Annotated in this window: 15 protein-coding genes and 1 pseudogene; 10 read left to right on the top strand and 6 right to left on the bottom strand. The window is 73.0% G+C overall.

Features of this window, described 5'->3' with window-relative positions:
• The first annotated feature begins 17 nt into the window (after positions 1 to 17).
• Complete coding sequence (locus ACIP5M_RS27140) at positions 18 to 590, top strand: GAF domain-containing protein (RefSeq protein WP_401201591.1); 573 nt, start codon at positions 18 to 20, stop codon at positions 588 to 590.
• An 80-nt stretch (positions 591 to 670) separates the two neighbouring features.
• Here ACIP5M_RS27140 and ACIP5M_RS27135 read toward each other — a convergent pair whose 3' ends face one another.
• Positions 671 to 1153, bottom strand: coding sequence for a barstar family protein (locus tag ACIP5M_RS27135; protein ID WP_401201590.1), 483 nt, complete (start codon positions 1151 to 1153; stop codon positions 671 to 673).
• A gap of 225 nt (positions 1154 to 1378) precedes the next feature.
• On the opposite strand from ACIP5M_RS27135, the gene panD reads away from it, so the two are divergent.
• The 3 genes from panD to ACIP5M_RS27120 are packed head-to-tail and all read left to right on the top strand — an operon-like array spanning position 1379 to position 2814.
• A complete protein-coding gene (gene panD, locus ACIP5M_RS27130; RefSeq protein ID WP_401201588.1) occupies positions 1379 to 1798 on the top strand; it encodes an aspartate 1-decarboxylase in 420 nt (139 codons plus the stop codon).
• A gap of 15 nt (positions 1799 to 1813) precedes the next feature.
• Complete coding sequence (locus tag ACIP5M_RS27125) at positions 1814 to 2155, top strand: GNAT family N-acetyltransferase (protein ID WP_401201587.1); 342 nt, start codon at positions 1814 to 1816, stop codon at positions 2153 to 2155.
• The gene (locus ACIP5M_RS27120) at positions 2152 to 2814 is read left to right on the top strand and encodes an aspartate/glutamate racemase family protein (protein ID WP_401201585.1); all 663 of its coding nucleotides are present in this window, start codon (positions 2152 to 2154) and stop codon (positions 2812 to 2814) included. The genes ACIP5M_RS27125 and ACIP5M_RS27120 overlap by 4 nt, the downstream gene beginning before the upstream one ends.
• Before the next feature lie 262 nt (positions 2815 to 3076).
• On the opposite strand, the gene gndA is transcribed toward ACIP5M_RS27120, so the two are convergent.
• Positions 3077 to 4522 (bottom strand): NADP-dependent phosphogluconate dehydrogenase, encoded by a 1446-nt coding sequence (gene gndA, locus ACIP5M_RS27115; protein ID WP_401201583.1) that lies wholly within the window; start codon positions 4520 to 4522, stop codon positions 3077 to 3079.
• A gap of 185 nt (positions 4523 to 4707) precedes the next feature.
• Here gndA and ACIP5M_RS27110 point away from each other — a divergent pair, with 185 nt between their 5' ends.
• The gene (locus ACIP5M_RS27110) at positions 4708 to 6027 is read left to right on the top strand and encodes a transglycosylase family protein (protein WP_401201582.1); all 1320 of its coding nucleotides are present in this window, start codon (positions 4708 to 4710) and stop codon (positions 6025 to 6027) included.
• A 105-nt stretch (positions 6028 to 6132) separates the two neighbouring features.
• Here ACIP5M_RS27110 and ACIP5M_RS27105 read toward each other — a convergent pair.
• A pseudogene (locus ACIP5M_RS27105) lies at positions 6133 to 6864 on the bottom strand (DMT family transporter); the annotation flags it as partial.
• A 247-nt stretch (positions 6865 to 7111) separates the two neighbouring features.
• On the opposite strand from ACIP5M_RS27105, the gene ACIP5M_RS27100 reads away from it, so the two are divergent.
• The 3 genes from ACIP5M_RS27100 (at position 7112) to ACIP5M_RS27090 (ending at position 10598) form a co-directional block, all read left to right on the top strand.
• Positions 7112 to 8599, top strand: coding sequence for an SDR family NAD(P)-dependent oxidoreductase (locus ACIP5M_RS27100; protein ID WP_401201580.1), 1488 nt, complete (start codon positions 7112 to 7114; stop codon positions 8597 to 8599).
• A gap of 646 nt (positions 8600 to 9245) precedes the next feature.
• Positions 9246 to 9419, top strand: a complete 174-nt coding sequence (locus ACIP5M_RS27095) for a hypothetical protein (protein WP_401201764.1) — start codon at positions 9246 to 9248, stop codon at positions 9417 to 9419.
• Positions 9420 to 9614: 195 nt separating this feature from the next.
• Positions 9615 to 10598, top strand: coding sequence for an NAD-dependent epimerase/dehydratase family protein (locus ACIP5M_RS27090; RefSeq protein ID WP_401201578.1), 984 nt, complete (start codon positions 9615 to 9617; stop codon positions 10596 to 10598).
• Here the strand turns inward: ACIP5M_RS27090 and ACIP5M_RS27085 are convergent.
• From ACIP5M_RS27085 to ACIP5M_RS27075, 3 genes are read right to left on the bottom strand one after another with little or no spacing between them, the layout of a single operon-like run.
• Positions 10584 to 12023: a lipase maturation factor family protein gene (locus ACIP5M_RS27085; RefSeq protein ID WP_401201577.1), complete on the bottom strand. Its 1440-nt coding sequence runs from the start codon at positions 12021 to 12023 to the stop codon at positions 10584 to 10586. The genes ACIP5M_RS27090 and ACIP5M_RS27085 overlap by 15 nt on opposite strands.
• Before the next feature lie 20 nt (positions 12024 to 12043).
• Positions 12044 to 12577 carry a DUF1990 family protein gene (locus ACIP5M_RS27080; protein ID WP_401201575.1) on the bottom strand — a complete coding sequence of 178 codons (534 nt, stop codon included), beginning with the start codon at positions 12575 to 12577 and terminating at the stop codon, positions 12044 to 12046.
• Positions 12574 to 13515 carry a YndJ family protein gene (locus ACIP5M_RS27075; RefSeq protein WP_401201574.1) on the bottom strand — a complete coding sequence of 314 codons (942 nt, stop codon included), beginning with the start codon at positions 13513 to 13515 and terminating at the stop codon, positions 12574 to 12576. The genes ACIP5M_RS27080 and ACIP5M_RS27075 overlap by 4 nt, the downstream gene beginning before the upstream one ends.
• Positions 13516 to 13678: 163 nt before the next feature.
• On the opposite strand from ACIP5M_RS27075, the gene ACIP5M_RS27070 reads away from it, so the two are divergent.
• Both ACIP5M_RS27070 and ACIP5M_RS27065 read left to right on the top strand, forming a co-directional pair.
• Complete coding sequence (locus ACIP5M_RS27070) at positions 13679 to 15034, top strand: DUF6777 domain-containing protein (RefSeq protein ID WP_401201573.1); 1356 nt, start codon at positions 13679 to 13681, stop codon at positions 15032 to 15034.
• Between the two features lie 7 nt (positions 15035 to 15041).
• Positions 15042 to 17132 carry a SpoIIE family protein phosphatase gene (locus ACIP5M_RS27065; protein WP_401201572.1) on the top strand — a complete coding sequence of 697 codons (2091 nt, stop codon included), beginning with the start codon at positions 15042 to 15044 and terminating at the stop codon, positions 17130 to 17132.
• Positions 17133 to 17152: the final 20 nt, after the last annotated feature.

Raw genomic sequence — 17152 nt, 5'->3', positions numbered from 1 at the left:
GTCGGAAGGGAAGCCCCATGACTCAGACGACCGCCCCTGTCGTGTCCGCAGCACTCCGGCCGGATCCGGCGTTGACGGAGCTCCTGCAGTCGGTGGTGGACACCGCGCGCGCCATCTTCGGCGCGCAGGCGAGCTCCATCATGCTCCTGGACTCCGCGGCGGACGAGCTCGTCTTCGAGGCCGTCTCCGGGCAGGGACAGGAGTTCCTGGTGGGCCGGCGGTTCCCGGCGGGCCGGGGGATCGCCGGGTGGGTCGCCGCCTCGGGCGAGCCGATGGTGGTCGACGACCTGCACGACAGCGCGTCCTTCGACCGGGACATCGCCGAGTCCACCGGCTACGTCCCGAACGCGCTCATGGCCGCCCCCCTCATCCGCCGGGGCCGGGTCCTCGGCGTCCTGGAGGTGCTCGACCCGTCCCCCCAGGCCCGCTCCGGCCTGCCGGAGCTCGACCTGCTGGGCCTCTTCGCCCGCCAGGCCGCAGTCGCCCTGCACGTCCTCATCACCCACGCCCCCCGGCCCACCCCGGACACCCCTCCGCGCACCGAACTCCTCCACCTCCTCTCGGAAGCCCGCCGCCTCCTCGGCGAATGACCGGTGCCCGGTGGTTCGGCGAACTGCCACCGGCGAGGCCGGCTCAAGGCGTTCACTATCGCGGGGCGGACTGGGTCAGTTCACCCATGGCGCTGTTCCTGCCATGCCTCCAGTTGATCCGCGAGGGTGGATACGGAGTCCTTGTCGCACGACAGGACGACGGAGAGTTTGGTGAGCGTCACGCCTTCGGGTCGCTTGGTGTAGGACCACCGCTGACCGGCGCGCCACAGGCATCCGAAGAAGGTTGTGCGGGCAGCGTCGTCCTCCGAGAGGGCGCGCTCGGCGGATTCTATGACCAGGATGCGATGGTCTGCCGAAAGCCAATCGAGGTCGCGCAGGCAATCGTAGAAGGCGTTCCAGTTCCACCCGAAGTAATCAGGGAATTTCAGCACCTCCGAGAAGTGCTGGAACGCAGACACCTCGTCGGGCATCTCCTGACCGCTGAGACGGGCCACGTACACGCTGCCTGACCCGGGCAGGAGTTGATCGAGAGGCACGCTCCCGCCGGGCGTGATGACATGCATCCACGGTGCGATGCGGATCGCTGACGTCTCTTGCTTCATCACTCCACCCATCCGAGGCTGCCGGTCACCATATGACTTGTTCGAGGACCGGCGTGCCGTCGGCAGCCAAGGGCTGCTTGAAAGTGCAGGGCCGAGGGCGTCGTACACGGAGGGCCAGGTGTCCGGTTTGGAGAGCTGACCGGACATGTGAACCGTTGTAGGCTCCGGGCATCGCCCTTGACCTGCGGCAAGCAGGCAGGGAGCAGACATATCGGGAGTTTCCTCATGTTTCGCACCATGTTCAAGTCCAAGATCCACAGGGCTACGGTCACCCAGGCCGACCTGCACTACGTCGGGTCCGTGACCATCGATGCCGATCTGCTGGACGCGGCCGATCTGCTGCCCGGTGAGTTGGTCCACATCGTGGACATCACCAACGGGGCGCGGCTGGAGACCTACGTCATCGAGGGTGAGCGGGGGTCCGGGGTCATCGGGATCAACGGGGCCGCCGCGCATCTCGTGCACCCGGGGGACCTGGTCATCCTCATCAGCTATGCGCAGGTCGACGACGCCGAGGCGCGGGCGCTGAAGCCCCGCGTCGTGCACGTCGACGGGGACAACCGGATCGTCGAGCTGGGTGCGGACCCCTCGGCGCCGGTGCCGGGGACGGATCAGGAGCGCAGCCCGCACGCGGTGGCCGTCTGAGGGGAGCCGGGGACCATGGCGATCGAGTTCGAGGACGAGCGCGGGGCGGGGAGGCTGCTGGCCGTCGAGGACGGGGTGGCGGTCGGGTTCATCGCGTACTTCGTGCTCGACGCCGAGCCGCACGCCCTGGTGGCGGTGCACACCATCGTCGAGCCCGGCCACGAGGGGCGCGGTATCGCCGGGTCGCTGGTGAAGACCTTCTACGGGATCGCCGCCGGTGAAGGCGTGCCGGTGGTGCCGCTCTGCCCGTACGCCGCGAGCTGGGCCGCCAAACACCCCGACCGGGCGCCCGAGGCGCCGGCCGGGGTCGTGGCCGCGGCCAAGGCGCAGCTCGCCGCCGGCCCGGACCTGTGGTGACGGCGGTCGGCGCGGTCCTGCTGCACACCTCGCCCGCGCACGTTCCAGTCTTCGACGCCCTGCGGGACCGGAACCACCCCGGAGCCGTCCTGCGGCACCTGGTGGTTCCGCAGCTGCTGGCCCGGGCGCGCGTCGAAGGGCCGGAGGCGGTGGCTCCGGCCCTGCTGGAGGTGCTCGCCGGGGCCGTGGCCCGCGCGGCGGTGCCCGTACTGGTCACCTGCTCGACGATCGGGGCGACGGCGGAGTCCCTGGCTCCGGAGCTCGGCGTCCCGGTGCTGCGCGTGGACCGGCCGATGGCGGCCGCCGCGGTGGCCGCGGGGCGGCGCATGGCCGTGCTGGCCACCGTGGAGTCGACGTTCGCCCCGACGTGCGAGCTGCTGGCCGAGGAGGCCGGTGAGCGGCCGCTGTCGATCAGCAGGCACCTGGTCCCCGGGGCCTGGGAGCGCTTCGAGGCGGGGGACATCGCGGGGAACCTCGCCCTGGTGGCCGCGGCCGCCGACGCGCTCGCCCCCGCCGAGGCCGACGTCATCGTGCTGGCCCAGGCCTCCATGGCCGGCGCCGCGGACCTCGTCACGACCCGGATCCCGGTGCTGTCCAGCCCGGCCCGCGGCCTGGCCGCGGTCCTGGGACCGCAGCCAAGCCGGGCGGGAGAGTCGTAGGGGCATTCCGTCCGCAATCGCGGGAAAATGGACCGCATGGTACGAAAAGCCGAAGAGACCCAGCCGCCGGTGCCCGAGCCCGAGCCGACCCCGGACCCCAGTCCCTTCCCGGACCCCGGGCCGATCCCGCGCCCCGTGCCGCCCGTGCCCGGCCCCGTCCCGGAGCCGGACCCGGTGCCTCCGCCGCCGGGACCCGCGCCCATCCCGCAGCCCGGGCCCTGGAGCTGACCGCCACCCCAGGGCCGAGGGGGTACCGGCGGCCTCAGTCCGTGCGGACCTCGGAGCGGTCGCCGCTCCAGAGGGTGTGGAACGAGCCCTCGCGGTCGGTGCGCCGGTAGGTGTGCGCCCCGAAGAAGTCCCGCTGCCCCTGCGTGAGGGCAGCGGGCAGCCGCTCCGTGCGCAGGGCGTCGTAGTACGCCAGCGAGGCCGCGAAGGCCGGGACCGGGATGCCCTGGCGCACCGCCGCCACCAGCACCGACCGCCAGCCCTCCTGGGCGGCCCCGATCTCCTCGGCGAAGCGCGCGTCCGCCAGCAGGCTCGGCAGCCCGGGCTGCGCGTCGTAGGCGGCCCGGATCCGGTCCAGGAACGCGGCCCGGATGATGCAGCCGCCGCGCCACAGCGAGGCCACCGCGCCCAGGTCCACGCCCCAGCCGTACTCCTCGCTGCCCGCCCGGATCTGGTGGAAGCCCTGCGTGTACGAGACGATCTTCGAGGCGTACAGCGCCTCCTCCACCTGCGCTGCGAACGCGTCCGCCTCCTGCGGTGACAGCGGCGCGGCCGAGGGGCCCGCGAGCCCGCGCGAAGCCGCCCGCAGGTCGCCGTGGCCCGACACCGCACGGGCGAAGACCGCCTCCGCGATGCCCGACACCGGCACCCCCAGGTCCAGGGCGATCTGCACGGTCCAGCGCCCGGTGCCCTTCTGCTCGGCGGCGTCGGTCACGATGTCGACGTACGGGCGCCCGGTCGCGGCGTCCGTGTGCGCGAGCACCTCCGCCGTGATCTCGATCAGGTACGAGTCCAGGCGGCCCCGGTTCCAGGCCCGGAAGGTCTCCGCGATCTGCGCAGGGGAGTAGCCGGCGACCTCGCGCAGCAGGTGGTAGGCCTCGGCGATGAGCTGCATGTCGGCGTACTCGATGCCGTTGTGCACCATCTTGACGAAGTGCCCGGCGCCGTCGGGACCCACGTGCGAGGTGCACGGGGTGCCGTCGGCGGCCTTCGCGGAGATCTTCTCCAGCAGCGGGCCGAGGGACTCGTACGACTCCTTCGAGCCGCCGGGCATGATGCTGGGGCCGAGCAGCGCGCCCTCCTCGCCGCCCGAGATGCCCACGCCCACGAAGTGGATGCCCTGCGCGCGCAGTTCCTTCTCACGGCGCCGGGTGTCCTCGAAGTGCGCGTTGCCCCCGTCGATGATGACGTCGCCCTCTTCCAGCAGCGGGGCGAACTCGCGGATCACGGCATCGGTCGGCTCCCCGGCCTTCACCATGATGACGAGGCGCCGGGGGCGCTCCAGCGCATCGACGAACTCCTTCGCGGACCCGGCCGCCACGAAGGTGCCCTCGTGCCCGAAATCCGCCACGAGCGCCTCGGTCTTGGCGGCGGTGCGGTTGTGGACGGCCACGGTGAAACCGTTGCGGGCGAAGTTCCGGGCGAGGTTGCTGCCCATCACCGCGAGCCCGGTGACGCCGATCTGGGCTGTGCTGGTGCTCATGCGTGCGCTCCTGCGTGCTTCGGTGTGCGGGAAGACCGACGCTACAACGACCGACGGGCCCGCCCGCCTTCCCCTCGTCGAAAGAATGTCAAATTCCGCTGGAGGGCGCTGTGTTGCGCCTCTTGTCGTGCTCCGGTCGAGACGATTAGGTTGTGCGGTTCCTGATGTCTTCAATGGGGGCTCCCATGGGTATACGGGGCCGGCACCGCCGGTATCAGCCGAGCAGCATCAACCGGGCTTCGCTCGCCGTCACCGCCGGCGGCGCCGGGATCGCGCTCCCCTTCATGGGAGCCGGGACCGCGCACGCCGCCTCCGTGGACACCTGGAACAAGGTCGCCGCCTGCGAGTCGACGAACAACTGGCACATCAACACCGGCAACGGGTACTACGGCGGGCTCCAGTTCAGCCAGAGCACCTGGCGGGCCTTCGGCGGCACCGCGTACGCCGCCCGCGCCGACCTGGCCACCAAGGACCAGCAGATCGCGGTCGCCGAGAAGGTCCTGAAGGGCCAGGGGCCGCAGGCCTGGCCGAACTGCGGCAAGCGGGCCGGACTCAGCCGCAGCGCAGCGGCCCCCGCCGTCACGCCCCGGAGCCAGAGCCAGAGTCAGAACCAGAGCCAGGGTCAAGGCCAAGGCCAAGGCCAGGGCGCCAAGATCCCGGCGCAACAGACCAAGACCACCGCCGCCGGGCAGCAGGCCGCCGCGCCCCGCCCGACCGGGACGTCCGTCCTCCCGAACCCCTACGTGGTCGCGCCCGGCGACTCGCTCTCGGCGATCGCCACCGAGCAGCACGTCGAGGGCGGCTGGCAGGCGCTGTACGAGACCAACCGGGCCACCGTGGGCGCCGATCCGGACCTCATCTTCCCCGGGCAGCGGCTCACCCTGCGCATCACCGCCGCGCCGCCCGCGCAGAACCCCGAGAAGCCGCCGCGGACGGCGGAACCGGTGAAGCCCGTGGAACCGGCGGCGGAGAAGCCCGCAGCGAAACCCGCCGACAAGGCCGCGCCGAAACCGGCCGAAAAACCGGCCGAAAAGCAGGCGCAGAAGCCCGCCGAGAAGCCGGCGGCGCAGTCCGCCTCAGCGAAGGAGGAGCCGGCCGCGGGAGGTTTCTCCGCCCCCGTCGACGCCGCCCTCGGCACCGCCTACCGCGTCTCCGGTTCCTCCTGGTCCAGCGGCTACCACACGGGCGTCGACTTCCCGGTGGCCACCGGCACCTCCGTCAAGGCCGTCGGACCCGGCTCGGTCGTCTCCGCCGGCTGGGCCGGGGCGTACGGCTACCAGGTCGTCATCCGGCACACCGACGGCCGGTACTCCCAGTACGCCCACCTGTCGGCGCTCGCCGTCAAGGCCGGTCAGCAGGTCTCCGGCGGCCAGCGGATCGGCCGCTCCGGTTCGACCGGCAACACCACCGGTCCGCACCTGCACTTCGAGATCCGCACGGGACCCGGGTACGGCTCCGACATCGACCCGCTCAAGTACCTCCGTTCCCACGGAGTCCGCATCTGACCCGCGCACGTGCGACGGCACGGCCACGAGCAGGACCAGGCCGGTCGCCGTCAGCACGGCGCCGGCCAGCGCCGCCAGGGTGCCCGCCGTCCCGTACCGGAAGCCCTCGCCGAACAGGGCGATGCCCACCGTCGCCGCGACCACCGGATTGACCACGGTCACCGTGGCCAGCGGCGCGGTCAGGCCCGCGCCCCGGTAGGCCGCCTGCGAGAGCAGCAGCCCGGCGGTCGCCAGCGTCGCGATCGCCGCGACGTCGGGCCACAGCGTGCCCGGCGCGCCCCGCGTGAAGCCCTCCGCCACCGACTTCGTGAACACCGAGGCCATGCCGAAGGCCGTACCGGCCGCGGCCGCCAGCAGCACGCCGCGCAGCACCTCCCGGTGCATCCGGTGCGCCGCCACGAACAGCACCGTCACCCCGGCCCCGGTCACCGTCAGCAGCAGGCTCCGCTCCACGCCGGCCAGGGAGTGCGCCGCCCGTCCCTCCCCGCCCGTCAGCGCCAGCAGCCCGGCCAGACCCACCGTGGCCAGCACCGCTCCCCGCCAGGCCGCCGCGCCCGCCCGGCGGTGTACGAAGACGGCCGCCATCGGCAGGGCGAAGACGATGGTGAGTGCGCCGAGCGGCTGGACCAGGCTGAGCGGCCCGTATGCGAGAGCCAGTACGTGCAGCAGAGCGCCCAGGCCGTTCAGCGCGACCGCCACCCACCAGCCGCCGCGGCGCAGCGGGGCGTAGGGCCGGTCCGGCGTGGTCGCCGCGACCCTTTCCTGGACGATCGCACCGCCCGCGTACGCCACGGCGGACACGAGGCAGAGCAGGACCGACAGCGCCAGTGCACTCATAAGGTCCACAATGCCCGAGCGATCTACGCTATTCCTCCGTCCACAGGGGGTCACGGCTCATACTCCGGGCGTAGTACGGGAGTACCGGAGCGCGTGGCCGACCGGTGCGCCCCGTGACGGCCCGCTCTCGGTCCGTAGGCCTACGGCAGCAGGTTTGGTTCCGGGCCCGTGGCATCCGTACAGTTTCCCTTTTGGGGACTTCCGCAGCAGGCGGATGCGGACGAGTGATCAAGGAACGGCAGCGGCCATGACGGTGACCGAAGACAGCCAGGAACACGGGCACGCCTACGGCCCGGGCATCGACCCCGAGCGGCTGGCCCTCTGTCTCAGCGTGCTGGACGAGCTGGACAAGCTCGACGTCGACCACCCCGACGCGATCACCGTCCGCCGCGCCACCGCCGGCCTCTACCGCACGGTCAAGCAGCGCCGCCGCCAGGAGCGCCGCGCCGCAAAGACCGCCAACGACAAGGCCGTCACCGAGGCCACCGCCACCGGCTCCGCCGAGCGCATCGACGACGAGACCGAGGGCATCCTGCCCTCCTCGGTCACCGAGGCCGGCCGGATCGCCGGGATACTCCAGCGCCCGCGCTCCTGCTACGTCTGCAAGACGCGGTACGTCGAGGTCGACTACTTCTACCACCAGCTCTGCCCGAACTGCGCCGCCGAGAACCGCGCCAAGCGCGAGGCCCGCACCGACCTCACCGGCAAGCGCGCGCTGCTCACCGGCGGCCGGGCCAAGATCGGCATGTACATCGCGCTGAGGCTGCTGCGCGACGGCGCCCACACCACGATCACCACCCGCTTCCCCAAGGACGCGATCCGCCGCTTCAAGGCGATGGAGGACTCGGCGGACTGGATGCACCGCCTGGAGGTCGTCGGCATCGACCTGCGCGACCCGGGCCAGGCCGTCGCGCTCGCCGAGCAGGTGGCCGAGGCCGGTCCGCTGGACATCCTGATCAACAACGCGACGCAGACCGTGCGCCGCCTGCCCAGCGCGTACGCGGCGCTGGTCGAGGGGGAGAGCGCCCCGCTCCCCGCCGGCGAGCTCCCCGCCCACCACGTCATCGGCGCGTTCAACTCCGGCGCGGTCGACGGCCTGGCGGCGCTGCCCGTCGGCGCGAGCGGGCTCGAGGCGCAGAAGGTCGCCGACCTCGCCCTGGTCGCGGGCAACGCCAGCCTCGAACGGCACCTCGCCGGTACCGCCATCGACGCGGGCGGCCTGCTGCCCGACGTCGTCGAGAGCAACACCTGGGTGCAGACCATCGACCAGATCTCCCCGGTGGAGCTGCTCGAGACCCAGCTGTGCAACTACACCTCGCCGTTCATCCTGATCAGCGCGCTCCGGCCGGCCATGGCCGAGGCCGCCCGGAAGGCGGCCAGCGGGCGTGCGTACGTCGTCAACGTCTCGGCGATGGAGGGCGTCTTCAGCCGCGGCTACAAGGGCGCGGGGCACCCGAACACCAATGCCGCCAAGGCCGCGATGAACATGGTGACCCGGACCAGCGGCCAGGAGATGTTCCAGACCGACCGCATCCTGATGACCTCGATCGACACCGGCTGGATCACCGACGAGCGCCCGCACTTCGACAAGCTGCGCCTCGCCGAGGAGGGCTTCCACGCCCCGCTCGACCTGGTCGACGGCGCGGCCCGCGTCTACGACCCGATCGTGCGCGGCGAGGCCGGCGAGGACCTCTTCGGAGTCTTCCTGAAGGACTACGCCCCCGCCAACTGGTAGGCCCGCCGGCGCTACGGGATCCCGCGCCCGACCGCGCCCGACCGCGCCCGACCGCGCCCGACCCGCGCTCGACCCCTCCGGCATGCCGGAGGGGTCGACGCCGTTTCCGGCCGGCGCGACGGGCCCTCGCCGCGACCGACCCGGCGGCGCGCGCACCGCCCGCGCCGCATCACCCGGACGGAGCAAATCGCCGGGATCCGGCAGGGAACCGGCGATTCGGGCCTCTTCGCCGCAGGGACGCGAGTGCCGCAACAGCGCTGCCGCCTGCGGTCCGCGGCCCGTGCGGCAGGCGCGCAGAAGATCCACCGCCTCCGAAACGCCTGAGGAATACGGCACTTCGGGCCCCCGGAATACCGGCCCCGCCACCACTGCTCCCCGCGCGGTCCCCGCGCGCATTCGGCGTCGAGCGGACCATGCTGGTCGCACCCGCGGGGCCGGCGACTTCCCGAACTCGCGGCGAAAAGAAGAGGGCGACGCGGTTTTTGCCTTTCTATCGAGCGCAGGCCCGCTCATATGTGTACTCTGGGGCATCAGACGGCCCCATCAGGGCCTCGCTCCACCAAGGCGCCACCGCGTCCGGAAACCCTTTCATCCCTGCCCGGCGCGCGGTCCGCCTGCCGGGTTACGCGACACAAAGGAGTGCGCGGTGACTGAAATGACGCAGCCCGAACCGACGTTGGCGGAGCGCCCGGGATCGCGGTCCAAGCCGCGGACCGACGAACTCGGAAGCCTCGAGGTCTGGGCCCGATCCGCCCCGATCCGGCTGGCCGGCTACGAGGACGACCTGGCGGAGTCCCACATCCTGCCCGGAATCGATTAGCGGCAAAGCGGTGCAAAGCGCCCCCCACGTGCCGACCGCACCGGGGGCGCTCCGCTGTCCGGCGGGCCCGTCCCGCACGGCTCGCGCACCGGCGGCTCCCGCGGGCGCAGTTCCCCTCACGCCTACGCCCTGAGCGTCATCGCTGTGGGCGATCAAGCCTTCCGGCGCCGCGCCCGCCCGGGCAGGCTGCCACTCATGAAACTGCTGATGCTGGGTGGGACCGAATTCGTCGGACGCGCGATCACCGAGGAGGCCCTCGACCGGGGCTGGGAGGTGACCGTCTTCCACCGCGGGCACCACGCGCCCCCGCCGGGGACCTCGGCCCTGCACGGGGACCGCACCGCCCCCGGGGGCCTGGACGCCCTCGCCGAGGGGGAGTGGGACCTCGTCGTCGACACCTGGAGCGCCGCCCCCGCCGCCGTCCGCGACACGGCCCGCCTGCTGAGCGGCCGCGCCGGGCGGTACGCGTACATCTCCAGCCGCTCGGTGTACGCCTATCCCGCCCCGGCCGGCGGCGGGGAGGACAGCCCGGTGGTGGAGGGCTCGCCCGACGCCGGACCCGTCGCCTACGCCGAGGACAAGCGGGGCGCCGAGCTCGCCGCCGTCGAGGCCTTCGGCGACCGCGCCCTGCTGGTCCGCGCCGGGCTGATCCTCGGCCCGTACGAGAACACCGGCCGGCTGCCCTGGTGGCTGGGCCGCACGGCCAGTGGCGGCCCGGTGCTCGCCCCCGGCCCGCGCGACCTGCCGATCCAGTACATCGACGTACGCGACCTCGCGCACTGGACCCTGGACGCGGCCGAGGCCGGGCGGAGCGGTGCCTACGACGTGGTCTCCCCGGCCGGCCACGCCACCATCGGCAGCCTGCTGGAGGCCTGCGCCGCGGTCACCGGGGCCGGCGCCGAGCTGCGCTGGACCGATCCGGCCGTGCTCGAGGAGGCCGGGGTCGAGCCCTGGACCGAGCTCCCGGTGTGGATCCCCGCGGGCGAGGCGCACGACTACATGCACGGCGCGAACGTGTCCAAGGCCCTGGCGGCGGGACTGGAGTGCCGCCCGGTCGAGGAGACCGTCGCCGACACCTGGGCCTGGCTCCGCTCGCTCGGCGGAGTCGCCCCGCTGCGCCCGGACCGGTCGGCCAAGGGCATCTCCCCGGAGCGGGAGGCGGCGCTACTCGGGCTCTGACCACGCGGCCTCCGCCAGGCGGGTGGGCGGGAGGTACTCGCCCACCAGCCTGCGGTGCCACCAGGCGCCCGTCGTGCGCAGCTCGCGCCAGGTGGTGAACCGGTAGCGGTACAGCCGGGCGCGGACGTAGCGGGGCGGCGCGTCCGGGAAGGGGTTGTGGCGGATCAGCCGCAGCGTGTCCCGGTCGCCCGCCAGCAGGCGCTCCACGAACGGGCCGAACCAGTCCCTCGCATAGCCGGGGGAGAGCGCCGCGAACCACATCAGCCAGTCCAGCCGCAGATGGTACGGGGCGAACTGGCGCGGAATCCTGCGCAGTTCACCCGGCTTTCCCTTGAAGCCGTACTCCCGCCAGTCGCCGTCCGCGTGCGGCAGCCGGTCGGAGGTCCCCTCCACCACCACCTCGTCCCGGATCCGGCCCACCGTGCCGAACGCACCGTACGTGTTCACCAGGTGGAGCGAGTCGAAGGAGCGGTTCATCACCTGGCGCCGCGAGACCATGTTCCGCACCGGATGCCGGCTCAGCACCAGCACCAGCACGGTCACCGCGCAGACCAGGACCACGAACCACACCGGCGCCGGCCTCGAGGCGGCGGCCGGAGGAGGGCCCGCGAGCCCGGTGAAGTCCACCGCCGACAGGGCCACCGTGATCGTGACCCAGTTCAGCCAGGCGAAGTTCCCCGACAGCACCAGCCACAGCTGCGTCGCCACGATGATCCCCGCGGCGTACGAGGCCACCGGCTGCGGAGTGAACAACAGCACGGGCACGCCCAGTTGCGTCACGTGGTTGGCCGCGCACTCCACCCGGTGCAGCGGCTTCGGCAGACGGTGGAAGAACCAGCTCAGCGGCCCCGGCATCGGCTGCGTCTCGTGGTGGTAGTACAGGCAGGTCAGCCGCCGCCAGCAGGCGTCCCCGCGGATCTTGATCAACCCCGCCCCGAACTCCACCCGGAAGAGCACCCAGCGCAGCAGCCAGAGCACCAGCACCGGCGGCCCGGCACGTGCGTTGCCGAGGAAGACGGCCAGGAAGCCGACCTCCAGCAGCAGCGACTCCCAGCCGAAGGAGTACCAGGTCTGCCCCACGTTCACGATGGAGAGGTAGAGCGCCCACAGCACCGCCCACATGCCCATCGCCGCGCCGAGCGGCACCTCGTCCCCGGCCCCGGCGGCCAGCGCCGCGGCGAGGGCCGCGCCGGCCCAGGCGCACGCGGCGAAGAGGCGGTCGGAATAGCGCAGTTGGAACAGGCTGGGGGCGCGCCGGAATGGCACGTACCGCACGTAGCGCGGCACGGGCAGCATGCCCTTCGCCCCGATCAGGGCCCGGAACTGCAGGGCGGCCCCCACGAAGGCGAAGAGGTAGACACCGGCGAGGGCCCGCTGGAAGACCAGTCGGCCGAGCCAGTACCCGGGCGCCGTGAACCAGTCCATCGCCTCCAGTATCGGACCGGTCAGGCGGCGGCGGCCAGTCCGCGCAGGTGGCGGCCCAGCCAGCGCGCGTAGCTCAGCTGGAGGAAGGGGACCAGCGGCCCCCCGAGCCGGGTGTACCAGCTCGCCGGGCGGCTGAAGGCGGTCACCGTGAACCAGACCGTGCCGTCCGGGTCCAGGTCCACGATGAAGGACTCCTCCCCGGACTCGGGGTGACCGGTCAGCGTTCCGTACGCGAACCCGACGCGGGTGGGTTCGTACGCCGTCCAGATCACCCGGCACGGAGCGGTGATCCGCAGCGGGCCCAAGCCGATCCCCACCTCGACGCGGTCGCCGGCGCGGACGGCCCCGGCATCGGCCCGGACGCGCATCCCGGAGGTCCGGTGGGCGTGGAAGGTGGTCACCGCGACCCCAGCCGCCTCGAAGGCGGCCCGGCCCCGGCCGATCCGGGTGCGGTGGTGCAGGTGGTGGTAGCCGGCCGGCAGCGGCCGATGGGCCGTCGCCCCCTCGTCGGGGTAGCTGAGGGCGTCCCGGCCGGTGCTGATGAGGCGGGTCATGGCGTGATCTCCTGTCGGGCGGCGGTGGCCGTGGTGGTGGCGGCTGCGGCCGTGGCCGTGGCCGTGGTGGTGGCGATGCCGGGGCCGGCGGTGGTGGCGCGGGCAGCGGTGGCGCCGCCGGTCCTGTCAGCGGTCAGCCGGCGCCAGGCCAGCACCGAGCACAGGGCGAAGCCGAGGGCGTTCCCGAGGCCGTGGGTCGCGGCCATCCAGGTCAGGGTCGGGTGGACGATCCCGGTGGCCTCGCCGGCCGCCCACCACAGGGCGAGCAGCATCGTGGCCACCAGTACCGCCGCCGAGGTGGCGAGCAGCGCCCGCGTGGTGCGGTCGCGGCCGGCGGGCCGGATCTCGCGCCAGGTGGTCAGGGCCACCGCCCACATCCCGCCGGTCAGGACCACCGCGCCCACCAGCTCGGCCCAGTCGCCGACGAAGTAGCCGAGGAGCACGAGCAGCGTGCCGGCCGGGACGCTGTACGCGGCCCAGCGTGCTCCTGGTCCCGGCGCGGCGGCCCGGCACACCAGCCCTGCGACCAGGGCGGCGGTGAAGCCCGCGAAGTGGAAGTGGGGCACGGTGAGGGCGAGGATGTCGAGGTCGAAGCCGAAGAGCCGGTACCCGGCCCGCTCGGCGACCAGGGCCGTTGCGGCGACCGACGGGGAGACCAGCGCGGTGGCGACCGCGACGCCTGCGGGGCCGGGCGGGCGGCCCCTCAGCAGTGCGGCCGGGGCCCTCGCCGCGAGGGCCAGACAGGCCGCCGCGTAGAGTGCGGTGAGCGAGGTGGCCGGTGCACCGCGCGGCAGCCACAGGCAGACCGCCCCGAGGGCGGCCGGCAGCGGCCAGAGCCGGGCGGCCCGGCGCAGGCCGACAGGGTCGATCAGGCGCAGGCCGGCCGGCACGACCCAGAGCATGCCCAGGGTGACGATCATGTTCACCAAAACGGTCACGGCGGACTCCCCTCCCGGTCACGGCCGAACGCTTTGAACGCGTTCAACTCGCGATCGCGACTCTACGGGTTTCCTTGAACATGTTCAAGAACGCTTCCGGTTGCGGCACGCGCGGGGATGGTGCAGACAAGAGGGAGCAACCGGGGCGAAAAGGGAGATCCACGTGCACGGACGACCGACACCTCCGACACCTCGTCAGGCGCCGCGCCGTCACGCACCGGCCGGCGCCGCCCTCTTCGCCGTCCTCGGGCTGTTCGCCGCGGCCTGCGGCGGCGCCGAGGAGAACCGCGGAAGCGCCGGAGCGGAGAGCCAGGAGGTCCACCTCCAGCCCGTGGCCTCCGCCGGTCCCCACCCCTTCACCGCCTCCTCGGCCACCGGAGAGTCCGCGCCCGTGCAGCCGCCGCTGCCCAACCCGACCGGCGAGGGCATCCGTACCGTCAACGCGGCCACGCCCGGTCTCTACGGCGGCACCGAGCGGCTCGGCAGCTGCGACATCGAACAGCAGGTCCGCTACCTCACCAGCGACGACGCCAAGGCCCGGGCCTTCGCCGAGGCCTCCAACATCGAACAGGCGAAGCTCCCCGACTTCCTGCGCGGCCTGACCCCCGTGGTCCTGCGCGCCGACACCCGCGTCACCAACCACGGCTTCCGCGACGGCACGGCCGACGGCTTCCAGGCCGTCCTGCAGGCCGGCACCGCCGTCCTCGTCGACGAACACGGGATGCCCCGGGTCCGCTGCGCGTGCGGCAACCCACTGCTCTCCCCGCGCGCACCCAAGGGCAGTCCGGTGCAGAAGGGCGAACCGTGGAGCGGCTACCAGCCCAACCAGGTCATCGTCATCGAACCCACCACCCAGGTGATCAACAACCTGCTGATCGTCAACGTCGCCGACAACACCTGGATCGAGCGCAAGCGGGGCGACGACGGCGCCCAGGACCGCGCCCCGCAGGTGCCGCCCCCGTACGATCCGGCCGAGGGCATCCCCGACGGGCCCGTCACCCCGCCCGGTGCCACGCCCGGGGAGCCGTGTCCCACCCCCGACAGCAACAGCCTGGCCCGCACCGACCCGCCGGTGCCCGCGCCGTCCGGCAGCGGTGCGTCCGACATCCCGGGCGCCGATGCCGTCCCCAGCGCTCCGGCGCCCGGGGCCACCGACTGCCCGCAGGGTGAGCAGACCGCGCCGGCCCCGCCGCAGTCCCCGAGCTCGCCGCGGAGCCCGGGCGGGTCCCTGAATCCGGCCACCCCGCCCCAGCAGCCGCCGTCGGCCGACGTCCCCTCGGACCTCCCGTCGGACCTTCCCTCCGAGGTCCCCTCGGACATTCCCTTCGACCTGCAGGCGCCCGGGCAGAGCGATCCGGGGATCCCCCTCGCGCCCGACGACCCGTACGGCACCCCCGACCCGTACGGCCCCCTCGCCCCGGCCGATCCCGACCACCCGAACGACCCCAACGCTCCGTACGCCGTCCCGGACCAGCTGACCGACCCCTCCCTCCAGGGCTACTCACTGGAGAGCGCCTGACCGGCCCGTGTGTCATGGTGGATCGGTGCCGACCGCCGTATCGCTGCCGGACGACTGGCCCGCGCACCCGGACCGGTCGCTCGCGCTGAACCGCATGGGCAGTTTCGACTGGGACCTCGTCACCGGTCTCATGCACATGGACTCAGCGGCCCTCGAGGTCTTCGACACGACACCCGAGGAGTACGACGGGCGGCCGGAATCCCTGTCCCCGCGGGTCCCGCCCGCCGAGGCCGCCCGGCTCGACGCCCTCGTCTCCAGCGCTCTCAAGAGCCGTGAGGACAACTACGGCGCCTACTTCCGCATCCGCTGCCGCGACGGACTGCTGCGCTGGACCCACACCCAGGGCCGCGTCATGCGCGGCCCGGACGGACGCCCGTACCGGATCATCGGCATCGTCCGCGACGCGACCGAGGAGCTCAGCCACTCGGCGGAGCGCCTCGGCCTCGACGAGGAACGGCGCCGCCAGACCTCGGTCGTCGAGAGCACGACCGCGGCCCTCGCGCACGCGCGGACCGTGCAGGACGTCATCGACGCCCTCGGCGACGCGCACGGGCTGGAGCGCCTCGGCTCGATGGGCATGGTGATGGGCCTGGTCGAGGCCGGCCGGATCCACCTCGTCGCGGAGGGGCCGGTGGGCAGCTTCGTCCCCGGTACCCGCTACACCCGCATCGACGAGCAGTACCCGATGAGCGAGGTCGTCCGCTCGCTCCAGCCGCGCTTCCTGGACTCGGCCCAGGAGTTCGCCCTGGGCTATCCCGGCCTCTGGGCGAAGATCTCGTCCATGCGGATCTCGGCGGCCGCCTACCTGCCGCTGATCGCCCAGGCCCGCCCCATCGGCGCGATCGGCCTGCTCTACCAGGACAAGAACGGCTTCACCCAGGACGAGCGGAACCTGCTCGTCGCACTCGGCAGCAGCATCGCGCAGAGCCTCCAGCGGGCCATGCTGCTGGAGCAGGAGCACGATCTCGCCGAGGGCCTCCAGCAGGCCATGCTGCCGAGGCGGATCCCGTCCGTGCCGGGCGCGGAGATCGCCGTACGCTACCGATCCGCCCGGATGGGCCGGGACATCGGCGGCGACTGGTACGACGTGATCCCGCTGCCCGGGGGCACCTCCCGGACGGAGTCCGGCGCCGGCAGGGTCGGTGCCGTCATCGGCGACGTCCAGGGACACGACACGCACGCGGCGGCGGTCATGGGGCAGCTGCGGATCGTGCTGCGGGCCTACGCCGCCGAGGGCCACTCGCCGGGCACCGTCATGGCCCGCGCCTCCGTCTTCCTGCACGAGCTGGACACCGACCGCTTCGCGACCTGCACGTACGTGGAGGCCGACCTGACGACGGGGGTGCTCCAGCTGGTCCGGGCCGGTCACATCGACCCGCTGCTGCGCACCCGGAACGGGGACTGCCGCAGGCTGCCGGTGGCGGGCGGGATGCCGCTGGGCCTCTCGGCGGAGTTCGGCCGGCTCGACTACCCGGTCACCACGGTGGAACTGGACCCGGGGGAAACGATCCTGCTGTGCACGGACGGCCTCGTCGAACAGCCCGGCGCCGACCTCGACGACGGGATACGGCACCTGACCTCGCTGGTCCGCAGCGGACCCGCAGACCTCCAGCTCCTCGCGGACCGCCTCTGCGGGGTCGTCGACGAACGCGGCGGGGACGACGACATGGCGCTGCTCCTGCTGCGCCGACAGGTGCCGGCCGGGCCCCAGGGCGGCGGCCGGCTCCAGCAGCACGTGGCGCCGGGCGACCCGGAGGCCCTGGTGGCGGCCCGCCACATGATCGGGGCGGCGGTGCGCGCATGGGGCGCCGGGGACAGGGCCGACGAGATCGAGCTGGTCGCAGACGAGCTGATCGTGAACGCCCTGATGCACACGGACGGCCCCGCGATCGTCACCCTGCGGATCCTGTCGGGCAGCGACCGCCGCCTCCGCGTGGAGGTCGAGGACCGCTCCAGCGCGCTCCCGCGCCGGCGCGAGGCGGGCGACGCGGGGGTCTCGGGGCGCGGCCTGATGCTGGTGGACCGGCTGGCGGACGTCTGGGGCGTGGAGTCGCGGGGCAGCGGCAAATGCGTGTGGTGCGAGTTCGTGATGACGTAGGGGTTGTCTTACGGGGGCTC

Origin of the sequence: Streptomyces sp. NPDC088762 (genome assembly GCF_044750905.1) — a bacterium.
GTDB lineage: Bacteria > Actinomycetota > Actinomycetes > Streptomycetales > Streptomycetaceae > Streptomyces.
Note: the sequence above shows the minus strand (reverse complement) of the source record. Positions and strands in the feature narration are given on the sequence as shown.